Annotated in this window: 18 protein-coding genes; 9 read left to right on the top strand and 9 right to left on the bottom strand. The window is 63.9% G+C overall.

Translation table 11 applies throughout. The features are described 5' to 3' along the window. The first annotated feature begins 57 nt into the window (after positions 1 to 57). Positions 58 to 486, top strand: a complete 429-nt coding sequence (locus tag ACVJ19_RS35135; protein WP_453953642.1) for a CBS domain-containing protein — start codon at positions 58 to 60, stop codon at positions 484 to 486. Between the two features lie 19 nt (positions 487 to 505). Here the strand turns inward: ACVJ19_RS35135 and ACVJ19_RS35130 are convergent, their stop codons facing one another. Continuing rightward, positions 506 to 1,546, bottom strand: a complete 1,041-nt coding sequence (locus ACVJ19_RS35130) for a patatin-like phospholipase family protein (protein ID WP_453953641.1) — start codon at positions 1,544 to 1,546, stop codon at positions 506 to 508. 244 nt (positions 1,547 to 1,790) lie between these two features. On the opposite strand from ACVJ19_RS35130, the gene ACVJ19_RS35125 reads away from it, so the two are divergent. Continuing rightward, the gene (locus ACVJ19_RS35125; RefSeq protein ID WP_453953640.1) at positions 1,791 to 2,864 is read left to right on the top strand and encodes a hypothetical protein; all 1,074 of its coding nucleotides are present in this window, start codon (positions 1,791 to 1,793) and stop codon (positions 2,862 to 2,864) included. A gap of 171 nt (positions 2,865 to 3,035) precedes the next feature. On the opposite strand, the gene ACVJ19_RS35120 is transcribed toward ACVJ19_RS35125, so the two are convergent. Then, positions 3,036 to 3,929 carry a LysR family transcriptional regulator gene (locus ACVJ19_RS35120; protein WP_453953639.1) on the bottom strand — a complete coding sequence of 298 codons (894 nt, stop codon included), beginning with the start codon at positions 3,927 to 3,929 and terminating at the stop codon, positions 3,036 to 3,038. A gap of 101 nt (positions 3,930 to 4,030) precedes the next feature. Between ACVJ19_RS35120 and ACVJ19_RS35115 the strand changes: the two genes are divergently transcribed. The 3 genes from ACVJ19_RS35115 to ACVJ19_RS35105 all read left to right on the top strand — a co-directional run bounded on the left by ACVJ19_RS35115 (position 4,031) and on the right by ACVJ19_RS35105 (position 6,447). Further along, positions 4,031 to 5,014: an aldo/keto reductase gene (locus tag ACVJ19_RS35115; RefSeq protein WP_453953638.1), complete on the top strand. Its 984-nt coding sequence runs from the start codon at positions 4,031 to 4,033 to the stop codon at positions 5,012 to 5,014. A gap of 299 nt (positions 5,015 to 5,313) precedes the next feature. Continuing rightward, positions 5,314 to 5,508, top strand: coding sequence for a hypothetical protein (locus ACVJ19_RS35110; RefSeq protein ID WP_130369487.1), 195 nt, complete (start codon positions 5,314 to 5,316; stop codon positions 5,506 to 5,508). 606 nt (positions 5,509 to 6,114) lie between these two features. Further along, positions 6,115 to 6,447, top strand: a complete 333-nt coding sequence (locus ACVJ19_RS35105; protein WP_453953637.1) for a hypothetical protein — start codon at positions 6,115 to 6,117, stop codon at positions 6,445 to 6,447. Here the strand turns inward: ACVJ19_RS35105 and ACVJ19_RS35100 are convergent. Next, the gene (locus ACVJ19_RS35100) at positions 6,410 to 7,399 is read right to left on the bottom strand and encodes an integrase core domain-containing protein (RefSeq protein ID WP_453953636.1); all 990 of its coding nucleotides are present in this window, start codon (positions 7,397 to 7,399) and stop codon (positions 6,410 to 6,412) included. The genes ACVJ19_RS35105 and ACVJ19_RS35100 overlap by 38 nt on opposite strands. Positions 7,400 to 7,570: 171 nt before the next feature. Here ACVJ19_RS35100 and ACVJ19_RS35095 point away from each other — a divergent pair, with 171 nt between their 5' ends. Both ACVJ19_RS35095 and ACVJ19_RS35090 read left to right on the top strand, forming a co-directional pair. After that, positions 7,571 to 8,674 (top strand): IS4 family transposase, encoded by a 1,104-nt coding sequence (locus ACVJ19_RS35095; protein WP_453947895.1) that lies wholly within the window; start codon positions 7,571 to 7,573, stop codon positions 8,672 to 8,674. Positions 8,675 to 9,160: 486 nt separating this feature from the next. Further along, positions 9,161 to 11,623, top strand: coding sequence for a putative bifunctional diguanylate cyclase/phosphodiesterase (locus tag ACVJ19_RS35090; protein ID WP_453953635.1), 2,463 nt, complete (start codon positions 9,161 to 9,163; stop codon positions 11,621 to 11,623). Here ACVJ19_RS35090 and ACVJ19_RS35085 read toward each other — a convergent pair. The 4 genes from ACVJ19_RS35085 to ACVJ19_RS35070 form a co-directional block, all read right to left on the bottom strand. Beyond that, positions 11,609 to 12,868 (bottom strand): serine hydrolase domain-containing protein, encoded by a 1,260-nt coding sequence (locus ACVJ19_RS35085; RefSeq protein ID WP_453953634.1) that lies wholly within the window; start codon positions 12,866 to 12,868, stop codon positions 11,609 to 11,611. The two genes, ACVJ19_RS35090 and ACVJ19_RS35085, sit on opposite strands and share 15 nt — an antisense overlap. 191 nt (positions 12,869 to 13,059) lie before the next feature. Next, the gene (locus ACVJ19_RS35080) at positions 13,060 to 14,532 is read right to left on the bottom strand and encodes a methyl-accepting chemotaxis protein (protein ID WP_453953633.1); all 1,473 of its coding nucleotides are present in this window, start codon (positions 14,530 to 14,532) and stop codon (positions 13,060 to 13,062) included. A gap of 139 nt (positions 14,533 to 14,671) precedes the next feature. Then, entirely contained in the window at positions 14,672 to 16,342 is a 1,671-nt protein-coding gene (locus tag ACVJ19_RS35075) for a pilus assembly protein TadG-related protein (protein ID WP_453953632.1), read from the bottom strand. Position 16,343: 1 nt separating this feature from the next. Then, entirely contained in the window at positions 16,344 to 16,757 is a 414-nt protein-coding gene (locus ACVJ19_RS35070; RefSeq protein WP_453953631.1) for a TadE/TadG family type IV pilus assembly protein, read from the bottom strand. Between the two features lie 218 nt (positions 16,758 to 16,975). Here ACVJ19_RS35070 and ACVJ19_RS35065 point away from each other — a divergent pair, with 218 nt between their 5' ends. Next, a complete protein-coding gene (locus tag ACVJ19_RS35065; RefSeq protein ID WP_453953630.1) occupies positions 16,976 to 17,839 on the top strand; it encodes a LysR family transcriptional regulator in 864 nt (287 codons plus the stop codon). Between the two features lie 34 nt (positions 17,840 to 17,873). On the opposite strand, the gene ACVJ19_RS35060 is transcribed toward ACVJ19_RS35065, so the two are convergent. After that, positions 17,874 to 18,437, bottom strand: a complete 564-nt coding sequence (locus tag ACVJ19_RS35060; protein ID WP_453953629.1) for a nitroreductase family protein — start codon at positions 18,435 to 18,437, stop codon at positions 17,874 to 17,876. Positions 18,438 to 18,530: 93 nt separating this feature from the next. Next, positions 18,531 to 20,573, bottom strand: a complete 2,043-nt coding sequence (thrS, locus tag ACVJ19_RS35055) for a threonine--tRNA ligase (protein WP_453953628.1) — start codon at positions 20,571 to 20,573, stop codon at positions 18,531 to 18,533. Positions 20,574 to 20,757: 184 nt separating this feature from the next. Between thrS and ACVJ19_RS35050 the strand changes: the two genes are divergently transcribed. Next, the gene (locus tag ACVJ19_RS35050) at positions 20,758 to 21,939 is read left to right on the top strand and encodes an MFS transporter (protein ID WP_453953627.1); all 1,182 of its coding nucleotides are present in this window, start codon (positions 20,758 to 20,760) and stop codon (positions 21,937 to 21,939) included. Positions 21,940 to 21,956: the final 17 nt, after the last annotated feature.

Below are 21,956 nucleotides of genomic sequence, written 5' to 3'. Positions count from 1 at the left end.
ACTCGCGAACAAGTCCGGACCGCCAATGGCGGAAGGCTCCGATTCAGGGAGGCGACAATGACGGTACGTTCCATTCTCAACACCAAGGGCCACCAGATCATGAGCGTCGAGCCCGACGCCAAGCTGTCGGCTGCGGTCAAGCTGCTCGGTGAGAAGAAAATCGGCGCGGTGCTGGTGATGAACGAGAGCCGGCTGGAAGGCATCCTGTCCGAGCGCGACATCGTGCGCGTGCTCGGCGAGCGCGGCGCCGGCGTGCTGGAGGAGCCGGTCTCGGAGGTCATGACCCGCAAGGTCGTCACCTGCAAGGAGACCGACACCGTCGCCGAGCTGATGGAGACGATGACGACAGGCAAGTTCCGCCATTTGCCCGTCATCGACAACGGCAAGGTGGTCGGCCTGATCTCGATCGGCGACATCGTCAAGCGCCGCGTCCAGGAATACGAGACCGAGCAGGAAGCCCTGCGCGACTACATCAAGACGGCCTGACGGACCCCACGCGTCCGCCTTACTCGCCCGCTTTGGGCGCGTGGCCAGCGGGCGCCGGCGCGAGCACCTCGATCGCCTCCTGGATCGACTCCAGCGCGCGGTCGGCGGCGCGCGTGCCATGGGCGATCAGGTCCTGTGCGCGGTGGAAGTCGAACCAGCCGAAGTGGCCGACCCGCGGCGTGATCAACATGTCGGGCGGATCGCCGGCGAGGCGCGCGCGGGTGATGCGGTCCTGCATGATGTTGAAGGCATCGACCATCACCGAGGAGATGCCGGGCCGTCCGCCGCCGCCGAAGAACTCGCGCTTCATGGTCTTCTCGGGCGAGAACAGGCGCGGAAAGCGCCGCTTGGTCGTCGTCGCCTCGGCCTCGGGCGCGACCGGGGCGGGCGCGGCGCCGTGTGCATGGATCGTCGTGGAATGGGTGAAGACGTCGCTGGAAAGATTTGCGGCGATGACGATTTCGGCGCCGAGCGCGCGGGCGGCCGAGACCGGCACCGGATTGACCAGCGTGCCGTCGACCAGCCAGCGGTCGCCGATCAGGACCGGTGAGAAGATGCCGGGCAGGGCGTAGGACGCCCGCATCGCGTCGACCATGCGGCCGCGCGTCAGCCAGATCTCGTGGCCGGTGCGGACCTCGGTCGCAACCGCGGCGAACTTGACGGGCAGGTCCTCGATCAGGGTCTGGCCGACCGCCTCCTCGAGCCGGGTTGCGAGCTTCTCGCCGCCGATCAGGCCGGAGCCGTTGAGGCGGATGTCGAGATAGCCGAGGATATTGCGCATGCCCTGCAGGCTGCGCCCCCAGTCTTCCAGCGTGTCGAGCCGACCGGCCGCATGGAGGCCGCCGACCACGGCGCCGATCGAGGTGCCGACCACGACGTCGGGCACGATGCCGTTGGCAATCAGGGTCCTCAGGATCCCGATGTGGGCAAAGCCGCGCGCCGCGCCGCCGCCGAGTGCGAGGCCAATGACCGGCCGGCGGATGCTACCGAGGCCGACCTTTTCGCCGGCCTTCTCGCCGTTGGAGCCGTTCGAGCCGCGGCCCTTCAAGATCTCCAGCACCAAAACTCTCCTCCGCTGGGCCACCCACCGCCAGACTACGCACCCCAATTGCGCTCCGCCATATCAGGGGTGAAGCATGGTTTATGCCGCTTTGGAAAAGGCGCTGGGCAGGAGTATGGCGAGGGGCGGTTGCCTTAAGTCTAATCACGCAGCATCAGTCGGGTTCCATAGATCGCATGGGGGCCGTATTTCCTGGGATATCCGAGGCTTGAATTTGCCGCGTTTTCGGTGAAAAGCAGGGAACATGACACGCGGGGGTGACGGCATCATCGGATGGCGGCGCAGCGGCAGGCTGCTGCCGGCGCTGATCCTTGCCGCCTGCCTCGTGACAGCAGGCCAAAACGCTGCGCAGGCGCAGCTTTTCTCCGATCGCCCGCCGCCGGTGCCCCCGGCCTCGGTGCCCGATCCCGGCGGTGCCGTCAGCCTGGCGCCGCCCTCCGGCCCGGGCGCCGGACCTCCGAGCCTGCCGCCGACCCTGACCCAGCCGGTGACGCCCAGCATGCCGCCGCCCGCGGTCACGACCGTACCGTCGGCCGCGCCGCTCAATGCGGCCGTGCCCGGCCAGGGCGTGCTGTCGCTGACGGCGAAATACGGCAAGGACTCGGCCCCGATCACCAGCGGCCTGGTCTGGCGGGTGTTTGCCGACCGTCCCGACGAGAACGGCACCTTCAAGCTGATCCGCGAGGACCGCAGCGCCACGCCGAACATCGTGCTGCCGCCCGGCAACTACGTCGTCCACGTCGCCTTCGGCCTCGTCAGCGCGGTGCGCACCGTCAGCCTCAAGGCCGAGACCGACCGCGAGTCCTTCGTGCTGCCGGCGGGCGGCCTGCGCATCGAGGGCCGCGTCGGCACCAGCCGCATTCCGCAGAACCAGATCTCGTTCGCGATCTACAAGGGCAGCCAGTTCGAATCCGGCGAGCGCGCCTCGCTGGTGCCCAACGTCGCCGCCGGCGACGTCGTGCTGATCCCGGAGGGCACCTACTACATCGTCTCCAACTATGGCGATGCCAATTCGGTGGTGCGCTCGGACATCCGCGTCCAGGCCGGCAAGCTCACCGACGTCACCATCACCCACCGCGCCGCGGTCATCACGCTCAAGCTCGTCAGCGACAGGGGCGGCGAGGCGCTTGCCAACACCGCCTGGTCGGTGCTGACCCCCGGCGGCGACGTCATCAAGGAATCGATCGGCGCCTTCCCGCGCGTCGTGCTGTCCGAAGGCGAATACCGCGCCATCGCCAAGAACGAGGGCAAGGTCTACGAGCGCGGCTTCAACGTCGTGAACGGCGTCGACGGCGAAGTGGAAGTGGTGGCGCGGTAGTCTTTCGCCTCTCCCCGCTTGCGGGGAGAGGCCGGAATTTGCGAAGCAAATTCCGGGTGAGGGGGACTCTCCGCGAGTCCAATTCTTACCGTTCTCGCGGACGCAGCCCCTCACCCCAACCCTCTCCCCGTAAGAACGGGGCGAGGGAGCGCACCTCCGCTGTGGCGGCTCTCACTTCCGATACCTCAGCGCCTCCACCAGCACCGCAAACGCCGGCGTCGGCTGCCGCCGGCTCGGGTAATAGAGGTGATAGCCGGCGAACGGCGCGCACCAGTCGGCGAGCACGCGGATCAATCGTCCGTCGGCGATCTCGCGCTTCACGATGTCCTCCGGGACATAGGCAAGACCAAGCCCCGCCAGCACGGCATTCATCCGCAAGAGGCCGGTGTTGAACACGAGCTGGCCGTCGACGCGCACCTTCATGGCGCGGCCTCGCTTCTCGAACTCCCAGGCGTAGATCCCGCCATAGGTGGGCAGGCGAAGGTTGATGCAATTGTGCTCGGTCAGATCCTGCGGCCGCTTCGGCTTGCTGTGCGCGGCGAAATAGGCCGGTGAGCCGACGACAGCCATGCGCATCTCCGGCCCGATCCGCACCGCGATCATGTCTTTCGCAACCTGCTCGCCGAGCCGCACGCCGGCGTCGTAACGCTCGGCGACGATGTCGGTGAGGCCATAGTCGACGACGAGCTCGACCTTGATATCAGGGTAGCGCGGCAGCAGCTTTGCGAGCGCCGGCCACAGGATGGTCTGTGCCGCATGCTCGCCGGTGGTGATGCGCACGGTGCCGGCTGGCGTCTCGCGCAGCGCGGTCAGCGCCGACAGCTCCGCGTCGATTTCGGCGAAGTGCGGCCCGATATTGCGCAGCAGGCGTTCGCCGGCCTCCGTCGGCGCGACGCTGCGGGTGGTGCGGGTGAGGAGCCTTAAGCCCAGCCGCTCCTCGAGGCCGCGCACGGTGTGGCTGAGCGCCGATTGCGATAACCCGAGCTGGGCTGCAGCGCGGGTAAAACTGCGCTCGCGCGCGACCGCGAGGAAGGCGAGGAGGTCGTTGACGTTGGTGCGGGCCATTCATGAATCCGGATCATGAGTACATGCCGCTTTTATCACCTAATCGCAGGCTCGCGCGCGGCCTAAATTCGGAGGCCGGAGACGATGAAGGAGAGCTGACGATGCAAACGCGCAAACTGGGCAAGAGTGGCCTCGAAGTCTCGGCCCTCGGCCTCGGCTGCATGGGACTGAGCTACGGCTATGGTCCGGCGACCGGGACGGCGCAGGCCATCACGCTGATCAGGAGCGCCTTCGAGCGTGGCGTGACCTTCTTCGACACTGCCGAGGCCTACGGTCCCTTCACCAATGAGGAATTGCTCGGCGAGGCGCTGGCGCCGTTCCGCGACAAGGTCGTCATTGCGACGAAGTTCGGCTTCAGCGGCGGCAAGGTCGAGGCCGGGCTCGACAGCCGGCCCGCCAACGTCAAGGCGGTGGCGGAGGCCGCCTTGAAGCGGCTCAGGACCGACCGCATCGATCTGTTCTATCAGCATCGCGTCGACCCCGACGTGCCCGTCGAGGAGACCGCTGGCGCGGTGAAGGAGTTGATCCAGGCCGGCAAGGTCCTGCATTTCGGCATGTCGGAGGCGGGCGCGCAAACCATCCGCCGCGCCCATGCGGTGCAGCCCGTCACCGCATTGCAAAGCGAATATTCGCTGTGGTGGCGCGAGCCGGAGCAGGAGATCCTGCCGACGCTGGAAGAGCTCGGCATCGGCTTCGTACCGTTCAGTCCGCTCGGCAAGGGCTTTCTGACCGGCGCGATCACCGAGAGCACGACATTCGACAAGAGCGACTTCCGCAATATCGTACCGCGCTTCTCATCCAGCGCACGAAAGGCGAACCAGACGCTGGTCGAGCTGCTCGGCGAAATCGCCACGGCGAAGCAGGCGACGCCGGCACAGATCGCGCTGGCCTGGCTGCTGGCGCAGAAGCCGTGGATGGTGCCGATTCCCGGCACCACCAAACTGCACCGGCTCGAGGAGAACCTTGGCGCGGCGGTGGTAACGTTGTCTGAGGCCGATCTCGCTGCGATTGCAGGAGTGCTGGCCAGGGTGCCTGTGCAAGGCGATCGTTATCCCGCGCATCTCCAGGCGCGAGTCGGCCGTTAACACATATTGCGTGCAGCCCGGTGAGCGTTTGCTTACCAGGCTCCGCGTCTTGTGTTCCGGTTTGAATACGCGTGCGAGCGCCATCAAGCGGCGTTGGAAGGCCGGTTAACACCGGTAAAGTTGGCTTATTCCACCGACGTCACGACGCCATCATCGCCGGTGGAAGATACGTAATTCCGACAATCAATTTTATTCTCTTTCCATCCTGCTGCGTTATATGTCGGGCATCCGTCCAATGGGGGACGCCGGAGCAGGCTATTGCCTGCGAGACCGGAGGAGCAGGGACCAAGCCCGTCGGCATGTTCGAAGTGATCCTTACCAGGCGCAAACGGTTCGGTTGGCGGTGGCAGGTGTGCGACCAGTCCGGCAAGATCTTTGCCGACGGGTTCGAGCGCACCCGGCCGGCCGCCAAATATCATGGCGAGCGCGCGTTATTCTTCCTGCTGTCGCAAGCCTATCTGCGTAACCCCTTTGCGGCGTCGAGCGAGGACTAGCGGCGCGCTGCTACAAGACCTTGCGTTGCTCGTCGGGCAAAACACCCAAGCCATCGGTCAAGAAGCAGCCGCTAAAATATTCCGCTTTACCGAAATTCGGAATTGGCGGATAGTGCGCGCACTCCGGCCCAAGGAAGAGGGGCGTATCGCGATCGTCACGAACGCGGGCCGGGCGGCGGTGGACGCAGATGGCGTTGGCGCGAACGGGTTTGCAGGGCGGGAGACCGTGAGCAAAACCTCGCGCACACGACCGATGCCATCAGCGTACGGCAAAATCGTGTGGTCCTGACGCCCGGGGTCTGTGCGTCAAGTCTTGCGGTGATGTGGCGGCCCGACCGGGTCCGCGCATCAGCCATCCGCAAGGCGACGGGGGCAATAGTGCATCGCTCCCCGGGGAGATCACGACATAAGCCGTAACACCACTGCGCAGGGAAGGCCGGGATGTCTCCGGTTGCCCTGTTCCCCGCTGTGCATCGTAGCGCAATCTGCTCGTGGCATAGCGGTCAATGGGAGCCAGCCGGCTCCCGGTCTTCCCTGCGCCCTTTTCAATGGGGGTGAGGCGACCAGGCAAAGCTCGGGCGGAGGATGCCGCGAGGATGCGAAGGCGTGTCTGTCGCTCAGAGACTGAATACCGAATGCTGCCGCGAGCACCAATTTACAACCGTCACCCTGAGGTGCTCGATTTGTGGCGCGGGCGCGCCGCAAATCGAGCCTCGAAGGGCGACGGCCCGGCAATATCTCGGCCGTACATCCTTCGAGGCTCTCAGCACGGTGCTGCGCACCGCGCTGCTCGCACCTCAGGATGACGGGATGGATATTGCCATCGCGGAGAGATCTTGGATTGCTTCCGCCTTCGCTCAAGCTTCGGCGGACAAGTCGCTGCGCTCGCAATTGTCGATGTTCAATAATTCGCTGATTGGATCGCGGTGGTCTTGGTAGCGGCGAAGGCCTTGGGAGTTTGTCCCGCCAAGGCCTGATGGGGTCTGTGGTTGTTGTAGTAGACGAGGTACTCGAACAGTTCATTGGCGAAGTGGTCGAGGTTGTCGAAGGTCGCGCCGTCGATGACGTCGTCATCGAGGGTACGCCAGAAGCGTTCGACCTTGCCGTTGGTCTGCGGCCGATAGGGCCTGGTGTAGCGGTGTTTGATGCCGAGCTCGAGCAGCATGGCCTCGAACGGATGCTCGCCCGGCTTGGTGCGGGCGGCGAACTCGGCGCCGTTGTCGGACAGGATTTCCTGGAAGACGAGCCCATAGGTGACGTTGAGGGTGTTGATCATCTTCAGGGTCTTGAACATGACCGGCAGCGCCTTCTTGGATGTCAGGACCTCGGCCCAGGCCAGACGCGAGCAGCTGTCGATCAGGCTGATGATGTAGGCCGTGACCGGGGGTGGCGCGAGGAACATATCGCGCGGCAATTGATGCAGATCGACGTGGCCCAGCTCCCCGAGCTTGTCCTTGATAATACGGCGTTTCTCCTCACGCATCGCCGGCGTGCGGTGGTTCAGGCGGTAGTGTTTCAGCACCCGGTAGATCGTGATCGGCGAAGGTACCGTGTCGCGCGTTTCGCGCAAGACGGCATGAATCTCATAACGGTTCATCCCCCGTTTGCGATGGGCGACGATCTCCGCCTCGATCCCTTCCGGCTCGCGCCGTTCCCGCCACTTCGGGCCGCGCCGCCGCGGCAGCAGATCCGCGTCCTCGCCGCTCTGCAGATAGCGATTGTAATATTTGCGGAACGTCTGCGAGCAGGTCCCGTGGTGCCGGTAGAAGTCGCCGACCCGCTTGAACAGCGGCGATCGGCCAGCCTTCACCGCCTCATACTCCGAAATCAGAAAACGCCACTTGTGCAGATAGTTGCGCTCAACCGTTCGGTCATAGCTGTTGTCTCGCATCGGATCGTTCCTCCGCTGGAGCGATCCAATCAGCGAATTAGTGAACATGCACAGCAATGACGAGGATGATGCAGTCTTGCGCGCATCATCTCCCCATCGTCGTCCTGGCCTTCGCCCATGGGCGCTAAAATAGGATTTGCGCATTGGATTGGCTTGTGATTCCAAATTGGGATGGCACACGAATCGCTTGTGAACGAGGACTGGGCGCGTGTTGTCGCCCGGCTTGGCGGCGCCGAAGCGCTCAACGTTAGCGCGCGCGAGACGAAGGCGTTTGTCCGCCCGCGGGAAATCAGCAATGCGGTGGATTTGCTGCGCTTGATCCTGGCGTATTGCCTTGGCGAGCGAGGTCTGCGGTTGACGGCGGCATGGGCCACGTCGGTGGGCCTTGTCGATATCTCCAACGTGGCTCTGTTGTATCGGTTGCGTCAGTGCGGAGATTGGCTGGCGAAGTTGATAGGCCAAGCACTGGCGAGCGGTGCGCCGAAGGCGAGCCACGGCCGCCTGATCCGCATTGTTGACGCCACGACGGTCCCGAAGGCTGGGACGAGCGGCAGGAACAAGAACGCGGTGTGGCGCATACACAGCGCGTTCGATCTTCCGCAGGAGCGCTTTGGTCACTTCGAGCTGACCGATCAGCGAGCGGGCGAGACGCTGGACCGGATACCGGTGATTGCCGGCGAAATCCGTCTTGGCGACCGCGCTTATCTGCAACCGGAGCGCATGGCACGTCTCGTCGATGCCGGCGCGGACTTCGTGATCCGGTCCGGCTGGAAGAGCGCGCGTTGGGTTGATGCCAAAGGTGGTCTGGTCGATCTGACGGCCGAACTGCGCAAGGCTTCGGCATGTGGCCTGATCGATCGACCGATCTGGATAAAACGCAAGTCTGGCGCACCGCTGCTCGCTCTGCGTCTGGTTGCCGTCAAGAAGCCGGCGCAAGCGGCCGCGGTCGCACGACGCAAGGCGCGCCGAACGGCCCAAAAGGGAGGCCACCAGCTCTCCAGGCAAACACTTGACGCTGCAGATTGGGTGATCCTGGTGACCTCGCTCGCACCGGAGGACTTCTCAACGAGCGATGTCCTTGCCCTCTATCGGCTGCGATGGCGCATTGAACTCGGCTTCAAGCGGCTCAAGAGTTTGATTGGCCTGAAGGGCCCTCCCGGAACTGACGAGCGGTCCGCCAGGCCCCACATCCTCGCTCATCTGCTGATCATTCTCCTGCTCGAGCCACTCGTCGACGAACTCGAGGACTCTCCCCGCTTGGCCGAGGCCGCCTGACCCGTCCAGGGACCTGGCGTCTGCTCCGCCAACTCGTCGCCTCCCTCCGACAAGCAATCATGCCCCAACCCGCGATTGCTTGCCTGCGCAGACTTCGCTCCACGCTCGGACGGCATCTACACGAACCACCAAGACGAAAACGTCGCTATCAAGCAATGCAACTATTTTAGCGCCCATGGGCGAAAGCCAGGACCCATTACCCCGTCAGCGTTGTCTTTGCGCGATGTGGCCACCAGCGTTCGCAGCAACCAAGTTCGGTGGCTATGGGTCCCGGCTTTCGCCAGGACGATACTGAGAGTGGCGCGATGCTGTCGTCATCTCATCGCGCACACGCAAAACCAAACTGTCATAGTCTCTAACGGCTACTAACCAACGCCTGACTTAAAACTGTCATAATCGCTGAATGGAACCCGCATCTGCGTCCTTTTTACACGCCATTAAGTGCATCTGCTTTGGATGCGTCGGGATAGTGCGTTGGGGACTACGATGACTGCCGCGAAGAAGATGCCGGGAAAACCGGCCGCCGAAATGTTCGACGACATCCCGGTGCTTCAGCGCAAATGGCGTGCCGCGTTGAAGCCGGGTGAGCGGCTGCCGCGCTACGAGGACGTGATGCTCGGCAGCCTCGGGCGGCTCGCCGACCACATCGCGCTCTTGAAGAACGACGGTGCGCTCGAACTGTCGCGCAGCGGCCGTTACGTGCAGAAATGGCTCGGCGAGGAGCGCTGGGACATCCCGGTCGCCGAGCTCTCGCCGGATTGCGCCACGGCGCTCTCGGAAGCGGCGGCGAGCGCGCTGGCGAACGGACGGCCGTATCAGGCGAGCGCGCATTGCGTGCGTGACGGCATGGTCAGGACCTACGATGTGCTGGCGCTGCCGACCGCCTCGCGCTGGGGCGCCACGCTGGTCGGCGCCTATGTCAACGAGCGCGGCGCGCAATACAATCTGCTGGATGCGATCTTCTCCGCGACCGACGATGCGGTGATCTCGCTGGCGACGCTGCGCGATGCCTCGGGCAAGCCGTTCGATCTCCAGATCGTGCACCACAACAAGAGCGCGGGCGCGCTGCTGGAGGCCGCCGGCACGAGCCTGTTGTGGCGCCGGATCGGCGAGGGCGGCACGCTGCTGGCCTCGCCCGACATCATGGAATTCCTGCTCAGGACCGTCTCCGGCGGTCGCGGCGAACAGCTCGAGATCGAGCACGAGGACCGCCATCTCCGCCTCGGCGCCACCGCCTTCGCCGACGTGGTCTCGCTGACGATCTCCGACGTCACCGCCTTGAAGCGGCGCGACGCCTCGTTCCGCCTGCTGTTCGACAACAACCCGATGCCGATGTGGGTGTTCGACGCCGAGAGCAAGGAGTTTCTCAGCGTCAACGATGCTGCAGTCCAGCATTACGGCTACAGCCGCGCCACCTTCCTGCGCATGAAGCTGCACGAGATCTGGCCGCAGGACGAGTGGGACAGTCACGCCGAAGCCCTCGAACGCCTCGGCGACACCTATCACTCCTCGCGCAACTGGCGGCATTTGCGCGCCGACGGCAGCGAGATCGAGGTGCTGACCTTCGGCCGCCGCGTCGCTTTCGATGATCGCGACGGCTATCTGGTCGCGGTGGTCGACATCACCGAGCGGCGCAAGGCCGAGGCACGCATCGCCCACATGGCGCACCATGACGGGCTCACCGACCTGCCGAACCGCGAATATTTCCAGGAGCGCCTGAAGCAGGCGCTCGACCGGGCCGGGGGAAAACGGGTCGGCGTGCTCTACATCGACCTCGACCTGTTCAAGAACATCAACGATTCCTTCGGGCATCCCTCGGGCGACCGTCTGCTCAAGGAGGTCGCCGAGCGCCTGACCACAGCGGTCCGCGGCGCCAATCTCGCGGCCCGGCTCGGCGGCGACGAGTTCGCCGTGATCCTGGCCGCGGACGTGTCGCCGAACGAGGCCAGCGCCTGCGCGAGCCTGCTGATCGACATGCTGAAGGCGCCTTATGAGATTGACGGGCAGGAGATGGTGATCGGCGCCAGCATCGGCATCGCGCTGTCGCCGGGTGACGGCGTGACGTCGGAGGAGTTGATGCGCAACGCCGACATGGCGCTGTACCGGGCGAAGTCCGACGGCGGCGGCGTGCATCATTTCTTCGAGCGCGAGATGGACCTCCAGGCGCAGAAGCGCCGCGACATGGAGCTCGATCTGCGCCGGGCCTTCACCAATGGCGAGTTCGAGCTGCACTATCAGCCGCTGGTGTCGATCGCCTCCGACCGCATCTCCGGCTTCGAGTCGCTGTTGCGCTGGCGTCATCCCGACAAGGGCATGATCTCGCCCGCGGAGTTCATTCCGGTCGCCGAAGACATCGGCCTGATCACCCAGCTCGGCGAATGGGTGCTGCGCGAGGCCTGCGCCGAGGCGGTGAAATGGCCGGTCGACGTCAAGGTCGCCGTCAACCTGTCGCCGGCGCAATTCCGCAGCCGTAACCTGGTTCAGGTCGTGATCTCGGCGCTGGCGCAGTCCGGCCTGTCGCCGAAGCGGCTCGAGCTGGAGATCACCGAGTCGATCTTCCTGGCCGAGACCGATGCCAATCTCGCGATCCTGCATCAGCTGCGCGAGCTCGGCGTCGGCATCTCCATGGATGATTTCGGGACCGGCTATTCCAGCCTCAGCTACCTGCGCAGCTTCCCGTTCGACAAGATCAAGATCGACCGTTCCTTCGTCAAGGATCTGGCGCAGCGGCCCGATTGCGGGGCGATCGTGCGCGCGATCTCCGGGCTCGGCCGCAGCCTCAACATCACCACGACCGCGGAAGGCGTCGAGACCGAGGATCAGCTCGACTGGCTGCGCGCCGAGGGCTGCAACGAGGTGCAGGGCTTTCTGTTCAGCGCAGCGCGGCCCGCGGCGGAGATCGCAACATTGCTGGCCGAGTTCGGCCAGCGCGCCTCACGGGCGGCGTAGCGCCTCGGGGAAGCAGTCGTAGACCAACGCCTTGAACGCCGGCGTGATGCGGCTGCGCTCGTTCTGGGTCTGCTGCATCATGAGGTAGACCATGTCGAGCTTGGGATCGACGCCGAAATAGGTGCCGCTGCCACTGTCCCATTTCAACTCGCCGAGCGAGCCCGGCGGCGGCGGTTTTGCGTTGCCGGGATCGGTGCGCACACCGATGCCGTAGCCATAGCCGAAGCCGTCGCCCGGGAAATAGAAATAGTCGCGCCCCACACCCGAGCCGGGTCCGATGTGATCTGTGGTCATGGCCTTGAACGCGGCGGGGCTGAGGTAGCGCTTGCCCTCGAACTCGCCGCCGTTGAGCAGCATTTGGGAAAAGCGCTGATAATCGGTGATGGTCGAGAGCAGCCCGCCGCCGCCCGATTCCCATTCGGGGTGAGCGAGCCGGTCGCGCTCGCCGGCAAGCAGGATCGGATCGTTCGGCAGCGGCCGCGCCATCCGCGCGCGATCCTCCGCAGTCGTGAGCACGAATTTGGTGCTGGTCATGCCGAGCGGATCGAGAATGCGCTGTTTGAGAAACTGGTACAGCGTCTGGCCGGAGATGATCTCGATGATGGCGCCGAGCACGTCGGTGGAATGACCGTAGCGCCACAGCGTCCCGGGCTGGCGCGTCAGTGGCAGCTTGGCGATACGGTCGGCGAATTGTCTGTTGTTGAAGGGACCCTCGAAAATATTGGCAGCCTGGTAAACCTGCATCACCCAGGGGGCGCCGATATAGTCGTAGCTGATGCCCGATGTGTGCCGCAGCAGATCCTCGACGTTGACGGGACGGACCGGCGGCTCGAGTTTGACCGTCGATGTGCCCTTCGGCTCGATGCCCACCCTGGTGTCGGCGAAGAGCGGGACGTATTTCGACGCGGGATCGGTGAGCGCGAGCTTGCCCTCGTCGATCAGCATCATCGCGCCGAGGCACGTGATCGGCTTGGTCATCGAGTGGATGGCGAAAATCGTGTCCGGCGTCATGGCGAGGCCGGTCCTGGTGTCGCGCACGCCGAAGGTCTTCAGGTAGACCGGCTTGCCGTGCTGCTGCACCAGGATCGCGGCACCCGGCAGCCGGCCGCTCGATACCTCGTTGTTGAAATAGGCGGTGATGCGCTCGAGCCCGTCGGGCGAGGGGGCAGGGATGTCGGCGGCGCGGCTTCGCGCCATAGACCCGGCGAGCAGCGCGGCTCCGACCAGAAATTCACGACGCTTCATCCTGGCTTCCTCCCTCGGCTGGATCAAAGCCGCAAGATGCCGAAGGCGTCAACAAGCCATCGATTAAAATCGCGTCACGATTTCCGAAAGGAACGGTCGCGGACGGTCCTCGCTGAGCTTCGTCCGCGTACCCGATAGGGCGCCGCTTCTCGTCCGGCTTGAGGTCGTATGGCGCAATTGGGCGGATTCGACTACATGGCACGAACGCTCGCGAGGAATTTATCGACCTGGACTTCCAGCTCGGATGCATTCCTGGCGAGGCTGCCGGAGGCGGTCAGGACATTCCCCGCTGCGTCGCTGGTTTCGCCGACCGCCTGATTGGTGCTGCTGATGTTGGTCGTCACCTCCTTGGTGGCCGCGGCTTGCTCTTCCACGGCACTCGCGATTGCCGTGCTGATCTCGCTGATCCGGTTGATGGTCTGGGAAATCGCCTTCAGCGCCCCGGCTGTGTTGCCCGTCGCGGACTGCATCTCGTTGATCTGGGCGCCGATGTCCTCCGTCGCCTTGGCTGTCTGGCTGGCAAGTGCCTTCACCTCCGATGCGACGACGGCGAAGCCCCTGCCGGCCTCGCCGGCGCGCGCGGATTCGATGGTCGCATTCAGTGCGAGAAGGTTGGTCTGACCGGCAATCTGGCTGATGAGCGCCACCACGTCGCCGATCTTCTGTGCCATTGTCACGAGGCCGGAGACCAGTCGATCGGACTTTTCGGCCTCCTCGACCGCGGCCCTTGCGACCTTGCTCGCCTCGGCGACTTGCCTGCTGATCTCGTTGACGGAGGAGCTGAGCTGCTCGGAAGCCGATGCCGCCCCCGCGGATCGCTGGCTGACAAATTCGGCGGTGGAGGACAGCGACTGCGCCGTCGCCTGCATCTCGGAAGAGGCGGAAGCCAGTGTGCCCACCAGGCTCTTCACGTCTCGTTCAAAGTCATCCGCAAGTCGCACATTGGCGGTGACGACGGCCCAGTTCAGCATCGCTCCGATGTAGCTGCCTTTCCTGTCGAACATGGGCGAAACGCGCAGGTCGAGCGTCTCCGGTCCCAGCTTGATCTTGGCCGCGTGGGGCAGCCGGGTCGGGTCACCGACGATACGGCGCTGGTGTTGCGGGTTCTTGTGGAAGATGTCGAATGACTTGCCGACGAGTTCGTCCGGGGCGACCGGGAGCAGGTGCTTCAAAGGCGCGAGCGTCTTGACACTGGTCTTGTTGACGTAGGTGATATTGAAATCGGCGTCGCACATCATGATATTGAGCGGCATGTTGTCGAGCATCTGCAATTGGCGTTCGGTCTCGGCTTCGAGCTTGGCTTTCTCGGTCGCAAGCTCCCAGGTCAGCATTGGGCCGGTGTAGCGGCCGCGCGCATCGATCATGGCGGTCACGGTGAGATCGAGCGTCTCGCCGCCAATCGTGATACGGGCGCGGTGCGGGAGGTTTTTCGGATCGGACAGGAGTCGTCGCTGGTGCTGCGGGTTCTTGTGGAAGATATCGATCGATTGGCCAATCAAGGCGTCGACTTTGACGGGCAGCACGTGTTCGATTTTCTTGAGGTTGCTCCTGGTCGATTCGTTCACATAGACGATCTTGAAATCGGTCATCTCGCAGATCATCACGCTGATCGGCATCCGGTCCAGCAGACCAAACGAACTGTCGGATTTGAAACGGGAAAGCATGCTAAGACCCCCAATTGAGAATGTTCAAAGTTAAGATGGCATCGGGCCAGGACTGGCCCGTTTCCGAAACGCGGAATGACTCAAACACAACTTGCTACAATGATCGCGCGATCCCCTGAGCTTGATTGCGGCAACTCGATCAGTTGACGAGCACCGCACCGTCGCATCGCACGCCGGAAACCCACACGTCCGCTTGCCCAATCCCGACGCCGAGTGCGGCAAGCGTGGCCGCGAGTATCTGATCGATCGAGCCCGTGGCGCCGGAGAGGATGTTGGCGATCGTCGAGCCGGCGCCGGGCAGCGGCAGCGCGAGGGGACCGGAGGTGACTGTCAAGCTCATGTCCCGGAGCAGGCTCGACATCAACGAAGAGGTGAAATTTGTCGTGGTGACTGTCTTGATTGTCTGAGCCTGTATGTCGGCGTAGCTGAAGTCGACCTGCCTTGCCGTGGTATTGCTGATTTCAGCATGAGCGCGGCCGGTGATGGTTACGCCAGCTATGTTGACCAGTGTGGCGGGCGGAGGATTGGGCTTGGTCCTGAAATTGGTCATGTCGGCCATCGAAACGTTGCCGACCCAGGCGTCGACGACGCCCGGGGTGACGCCGAGCGTTACGGTCGAACTGCTGATGTCGGGCCGTCCGCAGGAGATGCCGGACAGCGTCGCCGTGCCCGCTGCGACCTCGACATAAATCGGCAGATTGACGGAAGGAATGCCGCCGCTGCCGGCGAGCTGGATCGTGATCAGGACGCGCGTCTGAGCCGTGTGGACGCTCGCCCCCTGCGCACCGACGGCGAACCAGCCCGAGCCCACGGGACGTTCACCGACCGTGGCGACCACCGAAACCTGCGTGATCCCAGGCAGGTTGAGGTTCACGCTCGTCGCGATCTGATTGTTCCCGTTCGTGACGGCGGCGGTGCCGGACAGCAAACTCAAAAGCGAAATGCTGGCTCCGACCTTCGGCTTCTGGCCAATTGCGAGGCTGCCGTAAGGCCCAAGATCCAGGAGCGATCCCGGAGCAATCCGGGTTGACTGTGCGGATGTGGCTTGGGCGATGCTCGGCAAGGTGATCGTGGCCGCGTTGTTGCCATTGGCGTTCTGTTGCGTCGTCAGCATTGCCGCCATCAGATCGGCCATCTTGATGTTGCTGGTCAGGACATTGTCGTAAGTCGGACCAGTCACATTGGCCCGCGTGGCGACCGCAGAGAGAAAATCGAGCGCGTCGATGCGCGCGTTCGCGAGCGCCTGATAGTCCATGGCCGTCAGTGAAAGGTTTGTTCCCAGCATTGATCCAAGCACGGCGTTGATCAGCCCGCCGTTGACCGCCAGGAGGCGTGAGCCGATCGCGAACGAGGCGAGGGCCGTGCTCGATGCCGTCGCTGTCGTCTTGATCGTGTATTGGCTCGAACCGGTGACGTAACGCGCGAAATAGAGCGGTGTCTTTGTTTCGAGGGTGACCCGTGCGGCCGTCGGCGTTCCCGTTGCCGGCGTGACGAAGCGCTTGTCCGGCGCTACGGCAGCATTGGCCGTGTAATTTCCAAGCTCGACGCCGACCAGCGCGTTCGCCGGATAGTTGTTGCGCACGACGGTCGCAGAGGCGGCATTGGTCGCGTTGTTCAGGTTGCCGGCCGCGACGATCGCTGCAAGGTCCGCCGCGCTCTGGGCCTTGCGCCTGTCGGCGAAGATCGAACCGAGATCCACGCCGAGCGCGGCGAAGCCGATGACCAGGGTCATTACGACCGCTCCCATGATCGCAACGTTGCCACGATCGTCGGAGGCAAATCGGCGCACGAGGTGCTTTGCCAATTTCATCCTAGAACCCTCCATAGGGAATGGCGGCGGAACGAACGATCGTGGAGGAGGGAGCCGGTGCGAGTGGAAGCGCGAAGATGATGCTGTTAGACGCGTCGTATGTCACGGTCACCACGTACACGTTCGTGGAGCTGCTCGATGGAGCGGCGCTGACGACAATTTTGCCCGGGTCGAGCAGCGGGTAGGTCGAGGCGTTTGCAGAGACGTAGCCGGTTGCAATCGTGTTGCGCTCGCCGTCGGAGATGCCGGCGACCGACGAGCGGGCAGCTTCCGCGGCAAACTGCTGGACCCCGTGAATCATCGTCAGATAGCCGCCGAAGATGACGATTCCAAACAGCATTAATAGAAAAAGAGGCGTGATCAGCGCGAATTCGACGGCGGAAGCGCCGCGCAGGCAGCGCACGAATCGAAGCATGTCGAACCTCAACCCTTTGTTGTGGTCGAGGATGGGGGCAGGCTCGTTACGGCTTATTTTATGGATCGTTCCGTAAACTTGCGGGTTCCATTGCGGCCTTTGGGCCTCAAAAAATTTATGGGGCTATAGAAAGCTTGTTTTAGATCAACACTTCAGAGTTGTAGGGTGATTCTAACGGAGACAACCTGCGGTTAAGTATTTTTAAGGAGATTAATTAAATGAATCAACGCAAGGGGTACGTAAATATTCCTACGGAAATCGTGCGTACCGCGATTGCGATCTCCGAGACCGGAAGCCTGTCGAAGGCCGGTGAACTGTTGGGCCTGAGCCAGCCGGCGATCAGTTCACAGATGAAGAGGCTTCAGAATCTGGTGGGAGGGCCGTTGTTTGAGCGGACCTCGACCGGTACGGCCCTCAGCGATTTCGGCAGGCTCGCTCTGCAACAAGCCAGGCGCATGATCGAGGCAAATGACCAGTTACTGAGACTGTCCGGCAATACCGATCGTTCGCAGCCGGTCAGGCTGGGGCTCAATTCACTCTTCGCGACCGATTTCTTCAAGGCGCAGCAATCTGCCGGCAGTCTTTCCGGCATTTTCGTCCAGGTCGATCAGTCAGGCACCCTCGCCAAAGCCTTGATCGAGGGGTATCTCGACATTGCCTGCATGTTTGATCAACAGCGCATGGATAGCGATATCCGCCAAATGATCGTGGCGGGAATTGAAGAGCCGCTCGTCTGGGTCAGGGCGAAGCCGTTCGTGGTAAGTCCGGGATCTCCCATTCCGATCCTGACATGGCCTGGCGACGATTGGATGGTGCGAACGCTCGAACGTCACGAGATTTCATACAAGATCGTCTTCAGCAGCCCCGATTTCGAGGTCAAGCTGCGAGCCGTGGAAGCCGGCATGGGATTCACCGCCGTGCCTGCCAGCAAGGTGCCGGGCACGGTGGTCGTCGCCAAGGACTATTATCTTCCTGAATTGCCGACCATACGCCGGATTATGTGCGTTCGAGCGAGTCTCGGCAGCGCGCGCGTGGCTGAACTCACGAAGCAGCTGGCATCATTGTTCTTCGAGCCGAGATAAGATCTTGAGCCTAAAAGGCGCGAGCTTTCCGGGCCTAGAACCTGGTCACGATATCGGACAGGGTGGGGCGCGGACGGTCCTCGCTCGGCTTGGTCGGCGTGCCGATATGGACAAAGCCGGCGAGCTTCTCGTCCGGCTTGAGGCCGAGGCCGTCAAGTACGTCGCGATCGAAGGCGAACCAGCCGGTCAGCCAGCAGGCGCCGTAGCCGAGCGCGGTCGCAGCCGTGACGATGTTCATGGCGCTGGCGCCCGCCGACAGTTCCTGCTCGAAGGCCGGCACCTTCGGATGCGGCCTGGTGAAGCTGACGATGCCGATCACCAGCGGCGCGTCCATGAGGCGCTTGCGCTCGGTCTCGACGTCGGCGACAGGTGCGCCGGGATTCTTGCGGGCAAAGACCTTGGCGATCACCTCGCCGGCACGCTGGCGGGCGTCGCCCTCAAAGATGATGAAGCGCCAGGGCGCGAGCTTGCCGTGATCGGGCACGCGCGCGCCGATGGTGAGGATCGTCTCGAGTTCGGTCGCCGACGGGCCGGGTGCGGTCATCTCGCGCGGCTTGACCGAGCGGCGGGACTTCAGGAGTTCGATGGCGTCGGGCACGGGGAGGTCCTCTTCAGCTGGTCGTCGGGCGTGCCATGCTGAGATAAGCATGCACGCCCGCAACCGGAAGCGAGTTTAGATCGATTTCAGGGATCAGATGGCGCCCCGCGCCCGCTTCACATCCGGCGGCGTCGCCTCGTCGACCAGGGCGGCGATCGCCTCTTCCGTCGTCATCACCTTCTGGCCGTCGCTGCCGAGCCGTCGGACGGAGACCGAATGCGTCTCGGCCTCCTTCTTGCCGACCACGAGCAGGGCCGGGATCTTGGCCAGCGAGTGCTCGCGGACCTTATAATTGATCTTCTCGTTGCGCAGGTCGATCTCGACCCGAAGGCCGGCGCGCCGCGCCAGCTCCAGCACCTGCTTGGCGTACTCGTCGCCTTCCGAGGTGATGGTCGTGACCACGGCCTGCACCGGCGAGAGCCAGAGCGGGAAGTTGCCGGCATAGTGCTCGATCAGGATGCCGATATAGCGCTCCATCGAGCCGCAGATCGCGCGGTGCACCATGACAGGCGGCTTCTTGCCGCCGTCATGGTCGATGTAGAACGCACCGAACCGCTCCGGCAGGTTGAAGTCGACCTGCGTGGTGCCGCACTGCCAGTCGCGGCCGATCGCGTCGCGCAGCACATATTCGAACTTCGGTCCGTAGAAGGCGCCTTCGCCCGGGTTGATCTCGGTCTTGATGTGATTGTTCTGCGTCTGGATTTCGCGCAGCACCGTTGCCATCACCCGCTCGGCATGATCCCACATCGCGTCGGTGCCGACGCGCTTGTCGGGGCGAGTGGACAGCTTCACCGTGAGGTCGCCGGTGAAGCCGAAATCGGCATAGGTCGACAAGATTAGATCGTTGATCTTCAGGCACTCGTCGGCGAGCTGGTCCTCGGTGCAGAAGATGTGCGCGTCATCCTGGGTGAAGCCGCGCACGCGCATCAGGCCGTGCATGGCGCCGGACGGCTCGTAGCGATGCACCACGCCGAATTCGGCTAGGCGCAAGGGCAGGTCGCGGTAGCTCTTCAGGCCGTGCTTGAAGATCTGGACATGGCCCGGGCAGTTCATCGGCTTCAGCGCAAACCAGCGCTTGTCCTCGGCCTCGTCGCCGGCCGACTGCGCCGCGAACATGTTCTCGCGATACCAGCCCCAATGGCCCGAGGTCTCCCACAGCACCTTGTCGAGGATCTGCGGCGCGTTGACCTCGCTGTAGTCCCCGGTCAGGCGTCGGCGCATATAGGCGATCAGCTGCTGGAAGATGGTCCAGCCCTTCGGGTGCCAGAACACGACGCCCGGACCTTCCTCCTGGAAGTGGAAGAGGTCGAGCTCGCGCCCGAGCTTGCGATGGTCGCGTTTCTCGGCTTCCTCGATCTGCTTCAGATAAGCGTCGAGGTCCTCCTGCTTGGCGAAGGCGGTGCCGTAGATGCGGGTCAGCATCGGGTTGTTGCTGTCGCCGCGCCAATAGGCGCCGGCCACCTTCATCAGCTTGAAGGCATTGCCGACCTTGCCCGTCGAGGTCATGTGCGGACCGCGGCAGAGATCGAACCAGTCGCCCTGGTAGTAGATCTTGATCGGCTCGTTGCCGGGAATGGCGTCGACCAGCTCGACCTTGAAGGCCTCGCCCTTGTCGCGGAACACCTGCTTGGTCTTCTCGCGGTCCCAGACTTCCTTGGTGAAGGGTTTGTCGCGCGCGATGATCTCGCGCATCTTCTTCTCGATCGCGGCAAAGTCTTCCGGCGTGAACGGCTCGTTGCGGAAGAAGTCGTAGTAGAAGCCGTTCTCGATCACGGGGCCGATGGTGACTTGGGTGCCCGGCCACAGCGTCTGCACGGCTTCGGCCAGCACGTGGGCGCAGTCGTGGCGGATCAGTTCGAGCGCACGCGGATCGTCGCGATTGACGAGCTCGATCTTGGCGTCGGCCTCGATGGGATCGTCGAGGTCGGCGAGTGCGCCGTCGAGCGCCATCGCAACCGTGCGCTTGGCCAGCGACGGCGAGATGCCCTTGGCGATATCGAGGCCGGTGATGCCCTTGTCGTATTCGCGCCGGGCGCCGTCGGGGAAGGTCAGGGTGACTTTGGGAGCGGGGGTCACGGGCTTCAGGTTGGACAGGCTGTACTGGAAGCCGGACTCGGATTTGGGCTGGTCGGTCATTGCTTTCTCCTGAGGCTCACTCCTGCGAACGAGCGCAGGTAAGCGGGAACGAGCGATATATCAGGCGATTCGGCCTGTGCAATCCGGCATTTCCAAGAAAGTGGCGCGCAAAAGCCGGGGCGGTACTCAACTATTTGGTGCCGAGCCCTTTAACTGGTTGCGCGACCGCTCTACATGCAGCTGCATGAAAAATCCGCCCGCCGTCGGCCGTTTCGCGCCGACTGCCCTGATGCTTGGCAATCTCGTCACCGGCTGCTCGGTGCTGGCGCCGGCGGGCATGCTGCCGGAACTGTCGGCGGGGCTCGGGATCAGCGTCCACGCGGCCGGGCTCCTGATCACCTTCGGCGCGATAACGCTGTGCATCGGCTCGCCGCTGACCGCGTGGCTGACCAGCCGGATCGAGCGACGGACTCTGCTCACCACGACGCTGGCGGTGCTCGCGCTCGGCAATCTCGCCTCGGCGTTTGCGCCCGACTATGCGAGCCTGCTCGTCATCCGCCTGGTCATGCTCGCGGTTGGTGCGCTCTACACGCCGCAGGCGGCCGGTACGGCGGCGCTGATCGTGCCGGCGGAGCGGCGCGGCAGCACGATCGCCTATATCTTCCTCGGCTGGTCGCTGGCGGCTGCCGTCGGTCTGCCGTTGATCACCTTCATCGCCAGCCGCTATGGCTGGCGCGCCGCCTATGGCGGGATCGGCGCGCTCGGCTGCATCAGCTTCCTGTTGTTGCTGCTGCGTTTGCGGGCGGGGCTGAAGGGCACGCCGGTGGATCTGAAGACCTGGAGCGCGGTCGGCCGCAGCAGGGCGATCTTGCTGTTGCTGGCGATCACCATGCTGCAAATGTCCGGGCAGTTCGTGGTGTTCACCTTCATGGGCCCGCTGCTGAAGAAGCTGACCGGGGCGAGCCCCGATGCGGTCGGCATGGTGTTCGCCATCTATGGCATCTGCGGCTTCATCGGGGTCGCGATCGCGACACGCATCGTCGACACCTGGGGGCCTTACCGGACCTCGCTGCTGTTCACTTGCCTCGTGCTTGCGGGCATCACCACCTGGGCACTGAGCGCGGGCACCATCGCGTGGATGGCGATCGCGGTCGCGATCTGGGGCCTGGGCTTTGCCTCGACCAATTCGATGCAGCAGGTGCGGCTGGTCGCGGCCGCGCCGCCGCTGGCGCCGGCGACCGTCGCGCTCAACACCTCCGTCCTCTATATCGGCCAGGCCGTCGGGTCCGCCACCGGCGGACTGCTGTTCGCCCGCGAGCTCCTGCATACGATCGGCTTCGTGGCGGTCGGCTTCGTGGTGCTGGCGCTGATCCTGGTGATCCTGACCCGGCCCCGGCCCCGGCCGGCTGCGGCTGCGACGGCCTGAAATCGCGCGTTTTCGTG

The sequence above is a fragment of the Bradyrhizobium sp. USDA 376 genome (assembly GCF_054063675.1).
This window is presented reverse-complemented; position numbering and strand designations above follow the sequence as displayed.